General features: G+C 70.3%; 11 protein-coding genes and 1 pseudogene. 3 read left to right on the top strand and 9 right to left on the bottom strand.

Annotated features, from left to right (window positions below):
- The coding region (locus ACFUJR_RS12875; protein ID WP_383181778.1) for an RNA-guided endonuclease InsQ/TnpB family protein at positions 1-1,244 on the top strand (1,244 nt) is incomplete at its 5' end.
- A 23-nt stretch (positions 1,245-1,267) separates the two neighbouring features.
- Positions 1,268-2,278: pseudogene (locus ACFUJR_RS12870) on the top strand (alkaline phosphatase D family protein); the annotation flags it as partial.
- Between the two features lie 78 nt (positions 2,279-2,356).
- Here ACFUJR_RS12870 and ACFUJR_RS12865 read toward each other — a convergent pair.
- From ACFUJR_RS12865 to ACFUJR_RS12850, 4 genes are all read right to left on the bottom strand, one after another.
- On the bottom strand, positions 2,357-4,549 hold the full coding sequence (locus tag ACFUJR_RS12865) for a hypothetical protein (RefSeq protein ID WP_383181402.1): 2,193 nt from the start codon (positions 4,547-4,549) through the stop codon (positions 2,357-2,359).
- Between the two features lie 185 nt (positions 4,550-4,734).
- A complete protein-coding gene (locus tag ACFUJR_RS12860; protein ID WP_383181399.1) occupies positions 4,735-5,079 on the bottom strand; it encodes a DUF6113 family protein in 345 nt (114 codons plus the stop codon).
- Positions 5,076-5,972 (bottom strand): N-acetyl-1-D-myo-inositol-2-amino-2-deoxy-alpha-D-glucopyranoside deacetylase, encoded by an 897-nt coding sequence (gene mshB / locus ACFUJR_RS12855; protein WP_383450376.1) that lies wholly within the window; start codon positions 5,970-5,972, stop codon positions 5,076-5,078. Before mshB ends, ACFUJR_RS12860 begins: the two co-directional genes overlap by 4 nt.
- A gap of 55 nt (positions 5,973-6,027) precedes the next feature.
- Positions 6,028-6,222, bottom strand: a complete 195-nt coding sequence (locus ACFUJR_RS12850; protein WP_137993529.1) for a hypothetical protein — start codon at positions 6,220-6,222, stop codon at positions 6,028-6,030.
- 174 nt (positions 6,223-6,396) lie between these two features.
- Between ACFUJR_RS12850 and ACFUJR_RS12845 the strand changes: the two genes are divergently transcribed.
- Positions 6,397-8,589, top strand: a complete 2,193-nt coding sequence (locus ACFUJR_RS12845) for a prolyl oligopeptidase family serine peptidase (RefSeq protein WP_383180321.1) — start codon at positions 6,397-6,399, stop codon at positions 8,587-8,589.
- Between the two features lie 143 nt (positions 8,590-8,732).
- Here ACFUJR_RS12845 and ACFUJR_RS12840 read toward each other — a convergent pair whose 3' ends face one another.
- The 5 genes from ACFUJR_RS12840 to ACFUJR_RS12820 all read right to left on the bottom strand — a co-directional run bounded on the left by ACFUJR_RS12840 (position 8,733) and on the right by ACFUJR_RS12820 (position 14,356).
- The gene (locus tag ACFUJR_RS12840; protein WP_383180318.1) at positions 8,733-9,773 is read right to left on the bottom strand and encodes an ABC transporter ATP-binding protein; all 1,041 of its coding nucleotides are present in this window, start codon (positions 9,771-9,773) and stop codon (positions 8,733-8,735) included.
- Positions 9,766-10,740, bottom strand: coding sequence for an ABC transporter ATP-binding protein (locus ACFUJR_RS12835; RefSeq protein WP_383180314.1), 975 nt, complete (start codon positions 10,738-10,740; stop codon positions 9,766-9,768). Before ACFUJR_RS12835 ends, ACFUJR_RS12840 begins: the two co-directional genes overlap by 8 nt.
- 6 nt (positions 10,741-10,746) lie before the next feature.
- The gene (locus ACFUJR_RS12830; RefSeq protein WP_383180311.1) at positions 10,747-11,733 is read right to left on the bottom strand and encodes an ABC transporter permease; all 987 of its coding nucleotides are present in this window, start codon (positions 11,731-11,733) and stop codon (positions 10,747-10,749) included.
- Positions 11,726-12,649 carry an ABC transporter permease gene (locus ACFUJR_RS12825; protein WP_352191204.1) on the bottom strand — a complete coding sequence of 308 codons (924 nt, stop codon included), beginning with the start codon at positions 12,647-12,649 and terminating at the stop codon, positions 11,726-11,728. The genes ACFUJR_RS12830 and ACFUJR_RS12825 overlap by 8 nt, the downstream gene beginning before the upstream one ends.
- 81 nt (positions 12,650-12,730) lie before the next feature.
- The gene (locus ACFUJR_RS12820; RefSeq protein ID WP_383181676.1) at positions 12,731-14,356 is read right to left on the bottom strand and encodes an ABC transporter substrate-binding protein; all 1,626 of its coding nucleotides are present in this window, start codon (positions 14,354-14,356) and stop codon (positions 12,731-12,733) included.
- Positions 14,357-14,586 lie beyond the last annotated feature (230 nt).

Raw genomic sequence — 14,586 nt, 5'->3', positions numbered from 1 at the left:
ACCGTGCCCGGCTTGCGCTGTCGCCTGCCGGGGTTCGCGCAGCGGATGATCAGGCGCACGCGGCCCGCACGATGTGGAACCTGCTGCACGCGTGGTGGCGGATGATGCCGAAGGAAGCGCGGACTCTCGCGAACGCCGACGCCGCGATTCGCCAGGCCCGCGAGGACATCGGCTTTCTCGCCGTCCTGCCCGCGCAGGCCGCGCAAGCGGTGCTCAAGACGTACTTCCAGGCGTGGAAGAACTGCTGGGACGGCCGCGCCGACGCCCCGAACTTCAAGGGCCGCCTCCGCACGGTGATGTCCGTGGACATCCCGCAGGGCCGGGACCTGAACATCACCCGCGTGCACCGACGCTGGGGCATGGTGAACATTCCCAAGGTGGGCCGGGTCCGGTTCCGGTGGACCAAGGACCTGCCCGTGGGCAAGCACGCCAACACGGAGAACCGGATCACCGGGGCGCGACTGATCAAGGACGCGCTCGGCTGGCACATCGCCTTCCGTGCCCAGACCCTTCAGGGCAAGCCCGAGCCCCACCAGGGGCCGGACATCGGCATCGACGTGGGCGTCACCGTGCCTATCGCCCTCTCGGACGGGACCACGTACGAGCACGGCGAATGGCTGACGGAGAAGGAGAAGGCCAAGCTCCTGCACCTGGAGCAGCGTGCCGCGCAGCGCAAGCAGCACCGGGGGCCCGGCGAGCGCACCAGCCGCCGGCTGCACCGCACCTACGACCAGATCGCAGGACTCCGCGCGAAAGCCAAGCGCCGGGCCCTGGACTGGCAGCATCGGACGACCACCGCCATCGCCCGCACGTACGGCACGGTCGTGGTCGAAGCACTCACCATCACGAACATGGTCAAGTCCGCCAAGGGAACCATCGAAGAGCCGGGGAGGAACGTTGCCCAGAAATCTGGGCTGAACCGCTCCATCAGCGGGGAGGCATGGGGCCGCACAGTCACCATGCTGGCGTACAAGACCGCCCAGCGCGGCGGCACCTTGGTCAAGGTCCCCGCCCCCGGCACCTCCCGGCGCTGCTCAGCGTGCGGCTTCACCACGCCCGGCAACCGTGAGTCCCAGGCCGTGTTCGTGTGCAAGAACCCGGACTGCGGCTGGTCGGGCAACGCCGACCACAACGCAGCCCGGAACGTCCTGCACCTGTACCGGATGGGCCTCGCGCTCATCCCGGCTGCCGGGAGGGCAGTCGTCAGGCGCGCGAAGCGCGTCAAGCCCGCTGCCGCAAGGTAAGCAGGAATCTCCCGGCTTCAGCCGGGAGAGCACTTCAAGAGCACGGTCAGGTCGGCGGAGTCCCGGCCGACCACGTCCGTGACCACGAGGGCCCGGGGATCTTCACGGTCGCCGACTACCGCCGTCGCCACGCGCTCTACAAGGGCGACGCCTCCCTGCGCGAGGCGCACGCCGCTCACCCCTGGTTCCTGACGTGGGACGACCACGAGGTGGTCAACGACTACTCCGGTACGGGCGGGGGCGCGCCGCTCATGCGGCGTCGGGCGGCCGCCTACCAGGCCTGGTACGAGAACATGCCGCACCGTGACGGGGGCGCCGGCGGCGCCACCGCGCTGCCGGACCCCGAGATCCACCGGGTGCGACGCTGGGGCGACCTGCTGGAGCTGACCGTCCTCGACCTGCGGTCGTACCGCTCGGCGCAGAACCTCGCGGACGGCACGATCCTCGGCGCCGGGCAGAAGGGGTGGCTGAAGCGGAACATCGACCAGGCCCCGGACACCTGGCACGTCTGGGCCAACTCGATCATGCTCAGCCAGCTGCGGTCCCGTCCCGGCGGCTCGTACATGTTCACCGACCAGTGGGACGGCTTCCGCGCCGAGCGCAAGGAGATCCTCGGCCATGTGCACAGCACCGGCATGGAGGACCTGGTCGTCATCACGGGCGACTGGCACTCGGCGTTCGTCGACGACATCCGGCCGGACTTCGACGACGTCTCGTCGCCGGTCATCGGTACGGAGTTCACGGCGCACTCGGTGACCTCGGGGGCGTACTCGGCGAGCTGGAACGCCACGAACGGCCCGGTCATGGGCGCGGGCAACCCGCACCTGAAGTACTTCGAGGGCAACCGCTACGGCTACGACGTCTACGAGGTCACTCCGGAGCGTTTCAGCGCCCACATGCGGGTGATCGACGACCGCCGTGACCCGGTCTCCCCCGTCTCCACGCTGACCACGTTCCATGTGGACCGCGGGAAGGCGGGCTCGTACGAGGACCCGGCGACGAAGAACTCGCCGGCGCAGTACCGCAGGGACTGACCGCGCCGAAACGCCCGTCCCGCCGGTCGTGACCGGCGGGACGGGCGTGCGTGCGCGCTGTCGGCTGCGGGGCGGTGATCAGCCCTGGCCCGTGAGGTCGATGGTCTTCGTCCGCTCGGCCGGCGTCTTGCCCAGCAGCGCGTCGCGCATGACGAAGGCGACGTCGTCGGCGGAGACCTGGTGCTTCTTGCCGTCCGCCTTGGTGATCATGATGCCGTCGAAGACGCCGTCGAGGAGCCGGTCGATCGCCTTCTTGTCGTAGACCTCCACCAGGCGGCCGTCGACGGCCTTCATGGAGAGGATCTGCGGCAGCGACCGCGCCGGGCCGAACTTGATCTCCTTCGGGCCCGCCTTGATCAGGATCACGTCGGACATGGCGGGCTTGGCGAACTCCTTCATGGCCCGATCCAGCTCCGCCTTGGTGATCGTGGGCTGGCGGGTGACAACCGGGAGTTCGACCGCCTTCGACTGGCCGGTCTCGACCTGGGCGCGGAAGGCGTCCTTGACGAAGATCATCGAGCGGGCGACGTCCAGCCCCCTGCCCGGCTTGCCCTCCACCGCGGTGACCTTGCCCGGGGCGAACCTGATCGTGCCCTCGGTGGCCGAGCCGGACGTGCCGGCCACGTCGGACAGGGCGACGGCCAGCTTCTCCTCGTCGACCGGCAGCTTCGGCTGGGCGACACGCTCGCGGCCGAAGAGGGAGCCGATCACGGAGACGGGGTTGTAGTCGCTGCCCGCGGCGGCGCGGACGGTCTCCTGGCTGTCCAGGGTGAGGCCCGCCTTGTCGGGGGCGAGCTCGACGATCTTCCCGCCGACGTTGAGCTTGAGCGGGGCGTGGGCGCGCTTGCCGAGGGCGTCCTCCAGCTTGTTGACCGCCTCCTCCTTCGTACCGCCGCCGATGTCGACGCCGAGGACCGTCGTGCCCTTGGGGACGTCGGAGTGGTTGAGGAGCAGCCCGGCGCCGTAGGCGACACCGGCGAGGGCGAAGACGCCGACGCCGACGAGGACCAGCTTGGAGCGGCCCTTCTTCGCCGGGGCGGAGCCGCCGCGCGAGGAGGAGGGGGCGGGGCGGGGCGCGGCCGGGGCCGGGGCGCCGCCGACCAGCTCCGGGTCGGAGAAGCCGCGGTCCGGGGGCCGGGGCGTGAGGTCCGGGCCCGTGGGCACGACCGGGATGCCGCTGGTGAGCGTGTCCCCGGAGACATGTCCGGTGGGGCCGGGGGGCGGGGTGACCGGGCCGGGCTTCAGCGGCGTCAGGACGGCGGTGTCGTCGGACATCCGCGGCGCGCCCGCGAAGGCCTCGCCGCCCATCGGAGCACCGCCCATGGGGCCGCCTCCCATGGGAGCGCCTCCCATGGGGCCGCCACCCATCGCGGCACCGCCCATGGGGCCGCCGCCGGCCGGGGCGCCGCCGATCGGGCTGCTGCCGGTGACCGGGCCCGTGGTCGGGCCGGCCGGCGCCTGCGGGCCGCCGCCGCCCTGGGCGTAGGGCGCGCCACCGGGACCGTACGCGGCCTCGTCCTGGGGCGGGGTCGCGAGGAACATGGGCGTGCCGGACGCGGGGGTGGCCGAGATCGAGGCGCCGCCGACGCGCGGGATGCCGCCGGTCGCGGGACCGGCGAAACCGGCACCGCGGTTCGGGCCTGCGCCCGGGGCCGGAGGCCGTACACCCGCGGGAGGCGTACGCCCCGGGCCGGAGGCACCCGGGCCGGACGGGCGGGCGCCGGGAGCACCGGGGCCGGGGGCCGTCTCGGACAGGTCGGCCAGACCCGACGTTCCGGCCGGAGCGGCCGGGGAGGCGGGGGCGGCCGGAGCGGCGGGCGCCGCCTTGCGCGGGGCGAACCAGTCGCTGGTCGGCTTCTCCTCCGCCAGGGGCGCCTCGGCCTCGTCGGGAGCGGGCGCGGGGGCGGGAGCGGGCGCGGGGGCCTCCGGCGCGGGCGCCGGTGCCTTGTCGGCGGCCGAAGCGTTCGCGGACTCCGAGGAGGTGTCGCCGACCGGCTTGCGGACCACCACGGGCGGGATCGGCCGCGAACCCGGGATGTTGATCCGGATCCGCGTGGTCAGCGTGGTCTCGGTCTTCGGCTCTTCCGGCAGAGGCGGAGCGGTGGGCGTGCCGGTGGCTCCGGCCGTCTCGTCGGATCCGTCCTGCGTGGGGTGGAGCGACGGATACTGACGGGATCCGTACGGCGGCGTACCCGACGGGTACGCGGCTCCACCGCGCCCCTGGGCGCCGGAGGACGAACTATCAGTCTCTCGACCAGTTTCACGACTCAAAGCAGGTTCTCCCGGTTGGCTCCACCGCCCGCTCTTGCTGGTGCTCGTGTACCCGGGCGGCTCGGCGGCGCGCACCACCATACTGGCCGTCGCCGAATCGCACCCGATCGCAGGGGATCCAGGACAGGGCATTCCGGCCGAAGTCGGGACACCCCTTCACCGAAGCTTCTCCCAAGTCACCCTGTTCACGCGGTCGGTCGGGGAAGCCTCGCCACCGTGGCGCACATCACAGCGATCGCGATGCCTCCGAGAAGATAGATCATCTCCGGGACTCCGCCGCCGAAGACCCCGTCGCCCTCCGGGCGTCCGACGCTGAGCAGCACGACGGCGACGAGCCAGCCGACCGCGGGGGCCAGGATGCCGAGCTGGGTGTCGGTGGCCCGCAGCCCGCCGTAGAAGACTCCGGCGGTGGCGAGCAGGGCGAGGAGCAACCCGCCGGGGAACCAGGCGGGTTGGGCGACCGAGCCGGCCACGCCCACGAGCGCTCCGAGGACGAGGAAGACGACGTACCAGACGATGCGGATGTTCACCTGTCCTCACCCACGCCCGCGAAGAGGTCGTTCTCCCGCACCCCGGCCGGTGCGCCGGGCGTACCCCGTACCAACTGGTAGTACTCCGTGGTGAGGATCGGCTGCCCCAGGTCGTTGGAGAGTGCGAAGAACGGGCCTTCGACGGCGATTTGGGTGGCATGGGCCCGCATCGCGGCGGTTTTCCGGGCCGCCCAGGCGGTGTCGCCGCCGATCTCGGTGGTGATCAGGGACTCGTCGACGACACCCGGTACGTCGTCGATGTCCGCGATGCCGGGGAAGCCGGCGCCCTCGGCGTGGAGGCGGGCGAACGCGGCCTCGGCGACCGGGCGCGGGACCCGGTTCCAGTAGATCTTCGCGATGGAGTGGGACGGGCCGAGGTCGGGTCGGTACGCGGCGTCCGCGGCCAGCTCGGCGGCGCGCATGGCGACGCGGTGGGCCTGGATGTGATCCGGGTGTCCGTAGCCGCCGTCGGGGTCGTAGGTGACCAGGACCTGCGGGCGGGTCTCGCGGACGATCTCGACGAGGTACGCGGCGGCGGTGTCGACGTCGGTGTTCCAGAAGGCGTTCGGGCGCCGGTTCTGCTCGACGCCCATCATTCCGGAGTCGCGGAAGCGGCCGGGGCCGCCGAGGAAGCGGTGGTCGGTGACGCCCAGCTCCTTCATCGCGTCGGCGAGCTCGCCGACGCGATGGGGGCCGAGCCGGTCCTCCCGGCCGGGTGCGAGGTGGGCGAGCGCGGGCGGGATGACCTCGCCCTCCTCGCCGAGTGTGCAGGTCACAAGCGTGACCTGGGCGCCCTCGGCCGCGTACCTGGCCATGGTGGCGCCGTTGTTGATCGACTCGTCGTCGGGGTGCGCGTGCACCAGGAGCAGACGACGGGCTGGGAGAACCGTCATGGCCCCACCCTACGAGGCGGGGCCATGGACCGCCGGGCACCCCCGAGCACGCGGCTCAGAACTTGAGGCCGCCGATCATGCCCGCCACGTTGGTGGTGAGCGTGCTGATGGACGGGGCGATGGACGAACTCGCCAGGTAGAACCCCAAGAGCGCGCAGACCGCCGCATGTCCAGCCTTCAGCCCGGATTTCCGGATCAGCAGGAAGACGACGATCGCCAGCAGCACCACCGCCGAAATCGAGAGTGCCACGGCGGTTCACCTCCACACTTCTTCGGTCGGATATTCGGACGGTCAGTTCGGCGAGCATGTGCCAGATGTCAGGAGACCCCTACCCACCTAGCGCTACGGATCATAACTATGTGTGGCTCCGTATTGATGGTGTACGGAGGCATAGAGGGGGCGCACAGCGCTAGTTTCGGTTGCATGACCTCCACACAACTGCCTTCTCCTCCGCTCTCGTTCCCCCGTCAGTACGCCCGGACCCAGCGCTTCACGCTGGGCGTTCCCCGCGCGTTCACGGTCTCCCCGGACGGCGAGAGAGTCGTGTTCGTGCGTTCGTCGTCCGGGACGGAACGCGTCCATGCGCTGTGGGTGCTCGATCTCGCGAGCGGGACGGGCGGCACCGCGGGGGGCGCTCCGCGGGAGCGGCTCGCGGCGGACCCGGAGGCGCTGCTCGCGGGCGCGGCCGAGGAGTTGTCGGCGCAGGAGCGGGCGCGGCGGGAGCGCAGCCGTGAGGGTTCGGGCGGGATCGTGGCGTACGCGGTGGACGCGGCCGTGGAGTTGGCGGCGTTCGCGCTCTCGGGGCGGCTGTTCGCGGCGGAGCTCAGGGCGGGTACGGCCGGGGAACTCCCGGTGCCGGGACCGGTGGTCGACCCGCGCCCCTCGCCGGACGGGCGGCACATCGCCTATGTGACGGGCGGCGCGCTGCGGGTGACGGGCGCGGACGGGGAGGGCGACCGGGCGCTCGTGGAGCCGGAGGACGCGCACACGACGTACGGGCTCGCGGAGTTCATCGCCGCCGAGGAGATGGGCCGGTACCGCGGCTTCTGGTGGTCGCCGGATTCGGACCGGCTCCTGGTGGCCCGCGTCCACGACCGGTCGGTGCGGCGGTGGTGGATCGCCGATCCGGCGCACCCGGACCGGGAGCCGCAGGTGGTGGCGTATCCGGCGGCGGGGACGGAGAACGCGGAGGTCCGGCTCTATGTGGTGGACCTGGCGGGAGAGCGCACGGAGGTCGCGTGGGACCGCGAGCGGTACCCGTATCTGGCCCGGGTGCACTGGTCGGCGGACGGCGCTCCGCTGCTGCTCGTCCAGGCGCGGGACCAGCGCACCCAGCTGCACCTGGCGGTGGACGTGGCGACCGGGGCGACGCGGACCGTGCGTGCGGACGAGGACCCGGTGTGGCTGGAGCTGCTGCCGGGGGTGCCGGCGTGGGGTCCGGGCGGGCGGCTCGTGCGGATCGCCGACGAGGGCGGGGACGGGGGTCCCTCCGCCGGGGGCGGGGCGAGGGTCCTCGCGGTCGGGGACCGGTCGCTCACCGGTGGGGCGCTGCAGGTGCGCGCGGTCCTGGACGTCGGCGAGAACGACGTCCTGGTCTCGGCCTCGGCGGGTGAGGACCGGGCGGAGCCGGAGACCGGGGAGATCCATGTGTACCGGGTCGACGAGCTGGGGGTGGAGCGGGTCTCGGAGGGTGTCGGGGTGCACTCGGCGGTGCGCTCCGGCGCGGTGACGGTACTGGTCTCCGCGCGGCCGGACGCGCCGGGGAGTGTGGCGCGGGTGCTGCGGGACGGCGTTCAGGTCGCGGTGATCGCCTCGCACGCGGAGACGCCGGCGCTCTCCGCGGGCGTGCGACTCGTGGAGGGGGGCGCACGGCGGATTCCGTGCGCCGTCATGCTCCCCTCCGGCTACACGGAAGGGGACGGGCCGCTTCCCGTACTGATGGATCCGTACGGCGGTCCCCACGGTCAGCGGGTGGTGGCCGCGCACAATCCGCATCTGACGTCACAGTGGTTCGCCGACCAGGGCTTCGCCGTGATCGTGGCGGACGGACGGGGTACGCCGGGCCGGTCGCCCGGCTGGGAGAAGTCGATCAGGAACGATCTGACACCGACTCTGGACGACCAGATCGAGGCGCTGCACGCGCTCGCGAAGGACTTCCCGCTCGACCTGGGACGGGTGGCGATCCGTGGCTGGTCGTACGGCGGGTACCTCGCCGCGCTCGGGGTGCTCCGGCGGCCCGACGTCTTCCACGCGGCGATCGCGGGGGCGCCGGTGACGGATTTCCGGCTGTACGACACCCACTACACCGAGCGCTATCTCGGGACGCCCCAGGAGGCTCCGGAGGTGTACGCGGCGAACTCGCTGGTGACCGACGACGGACTGTCGGCGCCGGAGGAGCCGGCGCGGCCGATGATGATCATCCATGGTCTGGCGGACGACAACGTGGTGATGGCCCACACGCTCCGGCTCTCCTCGGCGCTGCTTGCGGCCGGACGCCCCCATGAGGTGCTGCCGCTGACGGGCGTGACCCATATGACACCCCAGGAGCAGGTGGCGGAGAACATGCTGCTCCTCCAGGTGGAGTTCCTGAAGCGGTCGCTCGGCCTGACCCCCTAGCCCCTGGGTCGCAGAGAAGCGGCCGGCCGGGGTATCTGGTGCGCCCGGCCGGCCTACGGCACCCGCACGGCCGTACGCTGTCGAGCATCCCGCGTTCGTATATCGGATCCACGTCGCCCGCGTTGCCCCGGCGTTAATCCTCGCTACGGCGACTCGCCCTCCGACGGGACCACGTGCTTCTCCTCGGCGAAGTGGCAGGCGGAGTCGTGCCTGGCCGGAGTGTCCGTCAGCCGGAAGACCGCCGGGACCGCCAGTTCGGGGACCTCCAGCGCGCAGCGCTCCTGCGCCTTCCAGCACCGGGTGCGGAACCGGCAGCCCGAGGGGATGTTGGCCGGCGAGGGCACGTCTCCGGTGAGGATGATGCGCTCGCGGTGCTCCCGCGCGTCCGGGTCGGGCACCGGGACCGCGGAGAGCAGCGCCTGGGTGTACGGGTGCGTGGGGTGGTCGTAGATCTGCGCGTCCGTGCCGATCTCGACGATCCGGCCGAGGTACATCACGCCGACCCGGTCCGAGATGTGACGGACGATCGACAGGTCGTGGGCGATGAAGACGTAGCTCAGCGAGAACTCGTCCTGGAGCTTCGCCAGGAGGTTCACCACCTGCGCCTGCACGGAGACGTCGAGCGCCGAGACCGGTTCGTCCGCGACGATGATCTCCGGCTGGAGCGCGAGCCCGCGGGCGATGCCGATGCGCTGGCGCTGGCCGCCGGAGAACTGGTGCGGGTAGCGGTTGATGTACTCCGGGTTGAGCCCGACCACGTCCAGCAGGTCCTGGACCTTGCGCCGCCGGTCCCCCTTCGGGGCGACCTCGGGGTGGATCTCGTACGGCTCTCCGATGATGTCGCCGACCGTCATCCTCGGGTTGAGCGAGGTGTACGGGTCCTGGAAGACCATCTGGATGTTGCGGCGGACGGCGCGCAGGGCCTTGGCGGAGAGCTTGGTGATGTCGTCGCCCTTGTAGCGGATCGACCCCGAGGTCGGGCGCTCCAGGTTGACGAGCATCTTGGCCACGGTGGACTTGCCGCAGCCGGACTCGCCGACGATGCCGAGGGTCTCCCCCGCCTTGAGGTCGAAGTCGACGCCGTCGACGGCCTTGACCGCGCCGACCTGCTTCTTGAAGAGGATGCCCTGGGTCAGCGGGTAGTGCTTGTGCAGGTCCCGGACTTCGAGAATCGACTCAGCCACGGAGGGCCTCCTGCCAGAAGTGGCACGCGCTGCGGCGTTCCTCCGACACCTCGTACAACGGCGGCTCGTCCGTGCGGCACACGTCCCTGGCCAGCGGGCAGCGGGGGTTGAAGGCGCAACCGGGCGGGATGGCCAGCAGGTTCGGGGGCAGGCCCTTGATCGCGTACAGCTCCTGGCCCTTCTGGTCCAGGCGCGGGATCGAGTCGAGCAGGCCCCGGGTGTACGGGTGGGCGGGTGCCTTGTAGATCTCGTGGACGGGGGCGGTCTCGACGATCCGGCCCGCGTACATGACGGCGATCCGGTCGGCGACGTCGGCGACGACGCCGAGGTCGTGGGTGATCAGGATCAGCCCCATGTTGAGCTCGCGCTGGAGCTCGGCGAGGAGGTCCATGACCTGTGCCTGGACGGTCACGTCGAGGGCGGTGGTGGGCTCGTCCGCGATGATCAGGTCGGGTTCGAGGGAGAGCGCCATCGCGATCATGATGCGCTGGCGCATGCCGCCCGAGAACTGGTGCGGGAACTGCCCCACCCGCTCCTTGGCCGCCGGGATGCGGACCCGGTCCATCAGCTCGACCGCCTTGGCCCGGGAGTCCTTGCGGGACATCCCCTGGTGGACCTGGAACATCTCGCCGAGCTGGTCGCCGACGCTGATGACGGGGTTGAGGGAGGACAGCGCGTCCTGGAAGATCATCGCCATCTTCGCGCCGCGTACCCTGCGCCGCTCCTCCTCCTTGAGCTTCAGCAGGTCCTGGCCCTGGAAGAGGATCTCGCCGCCGGTGATCTTCCCCGGCGGGATGTCGAGGATCCCCATGACGGCCTGCGCGGTCACCGACTTGCCGGAGCCGGACTCGCCGAGCACGGCCAGCGTCTCGCCCGCGTCGACCGAGTAGCTGACCCCGTTGACCGCCTTCGCCACTCCGTCCCGGGTGTGGAACTCCACGTGCAGATCGCTCACTTCGAGCAGCATGGGCGGCTACCTCAGCTTCGGGTCGAGGGCGTCGCGCACCGCGTCGCCGAGCATGATGAACGCGAGCACGGTGATGGCGAGCGCGCCCGCCGGCCAGAGCAGCATGTGCGGGGCGTTGCGGATGTACTGCGAGGCCGAGGAGATGTCGATGCCCCAGGAGACGGTCGGCGGCTTCAGCCCGACGCCCAGGTAGGACAGGGTCGCCTCGAGCGAGATGTACGTACCGAGGGCGATGGTCGCCACGACGATGACCGGCGCGACGGCGTTCGGGGTGATGTGGCGCAGCAGCATGCGGGAGTTGGAGGCGCCGAGCGCGCGGGCGGCCTGCACGTAGTCGTTCTGTTTGGCGGTGATGACCGAGCCGCGGGCGATGCGGGAGATCTGCGGCCAGCCGAGGAGCACCATGAAGCCGATGACGGGCCAGATCGTGTTGCTGGTGACGACCGACAGCAGGACGAGCCCGCCGAGGACGACCGGGATGGCGAAGAAGACGTCGGTGATCCGGGAGAGGACGGCGTCCGAGCCGCCGCCGAAGAAGCCGGCGATGCCGCCGAGGAGGGAGCCGAGGATCGCGACGCCGAGGGTGGCGAGGACGCCGACGCTGACGGAGGTCCGGGCGCCGTAGACCGTACGGGTGTAGACGTCGCAGCCCTGGCCGTTGAAGCCGAAGGGGTGGCCGGGCTGGGAGCCCTCCTGGGCCTTGGAGAGGTCGCACTGGAGGGGGTCGCCGCTGGCGATCAGGGACGGCCAGATGGAGATGATCACCAGGAAGACGATGATCAGGCCCGAGATGATGAAGACCGGGTTGCGGCGCAGGTCGTGCCAGGCGTCGGACCACAGGGAACGGGGCTTGCCGGCGGGTCCGGTGCCCAGGGGGCCGCCCGGGGTCTTCTCCAGTGACTCGCCCTCCTCCATGGCGAGGTCCGTGGCGCCGCCCGCGCCCGTGTGGTCGATGGCGCGCCCGTCGTCGAACGGCTGAAGAGGCTCAGGCATAGCGGATCCTCGGGTCAAGGACGGCGTACAGGAGGTCGACGATCAGGTTGGCCACCAGGAAGACGAGGACGAGGACGGTCACGAAGCCGACGACGGTCTGGGTGCTCTGGCGGACGATGCCCTGGTAGAGCTGGTAGCCGACGCCGTGGATGTTGAAGATCCGCTCGGTGACGATGGCGCCGCCCATCAGCGCGCCGATGTCGGCGCCGATGAAGGTGACCACCGGGATGAGCGAGTTGCGCAGCAGGTGCCGGGAGATGACCCGGCGGCGCGGGAGGCCTTTGGCGACGGCGGTACGGACGTAGTCGGCGCGCTTGTTCTCGGCGATCGAGGTCCGGGTGAGCCGGGTGACGTAGGCGAGGGAGACGGAGGCGAGGACGAGGCCGGGGACGATCAGCTCGTTGAAGGGGGCCTCGGGCGAGACGGCGGGCTTGATCCAGCCCCACTCCACGCCCAGGAGCAGCTGGAGCAGCAGGCCGGTGACGAAGGTCGGGATCGAGATCACGACGAGGGTGAGCAGCAGCACCGTGGTGTCGACCGGGCGGCCGCGCTTGAGGCCCGTCAGGACGCCGAGGCTGATGCCGATGACGATCTCGAAGAGGATCGCGACGATGGTGAGCCTGATGGTGACGGGGAAGGCGCTGGCCATCAGCTCGGTCACCGGCTGTCCGTTGAAGGCCGTGCCGAAGTCGCCGGTGAAGAGGTTGCCCATGTAGGTCAGGTATTGCTGCCACACCGGCTTGTCGAGGCCGAACTCCTTCTCCAGCTGGGCGGCGGTCGCCGGGTCGCAGGCGCGGTCGCCGCAGAGGCCGGCGATGGGGTCGCCCATCACGTTCACCATCAGGAAGATCAGCAGGGTGGCGCCGATGAAGACCGGGATCATCTGCAGCAGACGCCGGATCACATAACGACCCATGAGGGGCTCCGGGGGTGTGAGGACGCCGTACGGCCCGGCGCGCGGAGGACGCGGGGCCGGGCCGTACGCCGACGAGCTGCGTCAGTTGACCTTGATCTGGTCGTAGACGGGGACGCTGAAGGGGTTCAGGGTCACGTTGGAGATGCGCTCGGAGTAGCCCGCGCTGCCGTTCTGGTACCAGAGCGGGATCGCGCCCATGTCGTCACGCAGGACCTCCTCGGCGCTCTGGAAGGTCTCGACGGCCTTGGCGATGTCGGACTCGGCGTTGGCCTGGTCGACGAGCTTGTCGAACTCCGGGTCGGAGTACTTTCCGTCGTTGGACGAGGCGTTGGTGTAGTACAGCGGCTGCAGGAAGTTCTGGATGAGCGGGTAGTCCATCTGCCAGCCGGCGCGGAACGGGCCCTTCATCTTCTGTGTGCTGACCTGGCTGCGGAAGTCGGCGAAGGTGCCGACGGGGTTGCCGACGCAGGCCCGGTTGTTGCCGAGGGCGTTGTTGATGGAGTTGCAGACGGCGTCCACCCACTCCTTGTGGGAGCCGGTGTCGGCGTTGTACGAGATCGTCATCGTGCCGCCGGGGATGCCACCGCCTTCGGTGACCAGCTTCTTCGCCTCCTCTGCGTCGTACGTGCAGAAGTCGCCGCAGATGTCCTTGAAGCCGCCGTCCTCGCCGAGGACCGGGGAGGTCCAGTCGACGGCCGGGGTGCGGGTCTTCTGGAAGATCTGGTCGGTGATCTGCTCGCGGTTGATCGCCATGGAGAGGCCCTGGCGGAGCTTCTCCTGCCCGGGCTTGTTCCATGCCGGGTCGTAGAACGGGAAGCTGAGGGTCTGGATGATGCCGGCCGGCACGTTGATGTAGCGGTCGCCGAGGTCCGCCTGGACGTTCTTGAGCTGGGAGGCGGGCACGTCGTCGACGAGGTCGAGGTTGCCGGCCGTCAGGTCCGTGTAGGCGGTGTTGTTGTCGGTGTAGACCTTGAGGGTCACGCCGCCGTTCTGTGCCTTGTCCTCGCCGGGGTAGTCGTCCCAGCGCACCAGCTCCATCTGCGAGCCCTTGCTGTACGAGGAGACGGTGTACGGGCCGTTGCCGACGGGCTTGTCGAGCCAGGCCGCGTGGTCGTCGAAGAAGGACTGCGGCAGCGGGGCGAAGGCGGCGTAGCCGAGGGTGTCCGGCCAGGTGGAGAACTTCTGGGTGAGCTTGACCGTGAAGGTCTTGTCGTCGACGACCTTGAGGCCGGACATGGTCTCGGCGGTCGGCTCGCCCGACTCGGGGTGGACCTGGTCGTATCCCTCGATCTGGCCGAAGAAGAAGGCGTTCTTCTGATTGTTCTTCAGGGAGGCGCCGTAGTTCCAGGCGTCCACGAAGGACTTCGAGGTGACCTGCTCTCCGTTGGAGAAGGTCCAGCCGTCCTTGAGGGTGATGGTGAAGTTCGTCGAGTCGGTCGTCTCGATGTTCTCGGCGAGCATGTTGGTGGCCTCGCCGGTCTTCGGGTCGTACTGCTTGAGCCCGCGGAAGATCATGGACAGGACCTTGCCGCCCTGGACCTCGTTGGTGTTCGCGGGCTCCAGCGGGTTCTGCGGATCACCCCAGGACGAGCTCACGATGCCGTCGGCGCCACCGCCTCCGCCGTCGTCTCCGCCGCCGCAGGCCGTCACCGTGAGGGCGACGGCGGCGGCCAGTGCGGTCCACTTGGCGTGCGTGGCTCCACGCATCAGGTGCCTCCCGAGGATCTCTGGTCTCTGTCGAGAGCCCCAATATCACCCGAGTGTGGACGGTATGCACCTTTACGACACCCGTAAGAAGAAACGCGTGAGGGGGGGAGAAAAAACAGGAAGGAGGACCCCCCACCCCACCCAACGCCCCCCCCTCGGAGAAAAACCCCTCCCCCTCCAAAAAAAACACAAAAACACACCCCACACCGGGAGGTCTTCACCCCAAGACA

This window comes from Streptomyces sp. NPDC057271 (genome assembly GCF_042668715.1).
Lineage (GTDB): Bacteria > Actinomycetota > Actinomycetes > Streptomycetales > Streptomycetaceae > Streptomyces.
Note: the sequence above shows the minus strand (reverse complement) of the source record. Positions and strands in the feature narration are given on the sequence as shown.

Coding starts and splice junctions, on each gene's coding strand:
- mshB (WP_383450376.1), bottom strand. CDS start 5,972: ATGACGGTTCTCCCAGCCCGTCGTCTGCTCCTGGTGCACGCGCACCCC.
- ACFUJR_RS12845 (WP_383180321.1), top strand. CDS start 6,397: ATGACCTCCACACAACTGCCTTCTCCTCCGCTCTCGTTCCCCCGTCAG.
- ACFUJR_RS12835 (WP_383180314.1), bottom strand. CDS start 10,740: ATGCTGCTCGAAGTGAGCGATCTGCACGTGGAGTTCCACACCCGGGAC.
- ACFUJR_RS12830 (WP_383180311.1), bottom strand. CDS start 11,733: ATGCCTGAGCCTCTTCAGCCGTTCGACGACGGGCGCGCCATCGACCAC.
- ACFUJR_RS12825 (WP_352191204.1), bottom strand. CDS start 12,649: ATGGGTCGTTATGTGATCCGGCGTCTGCTGCAGATGATCCCGGTCTTC.
- ACFUJR_RS12820 (WP_383181676.1), bottom strand. CDS start 14,356: ATGCGTGGAGCCACGCACGCCAAGTGGACCGCACTGGCCGCCGCCGTC.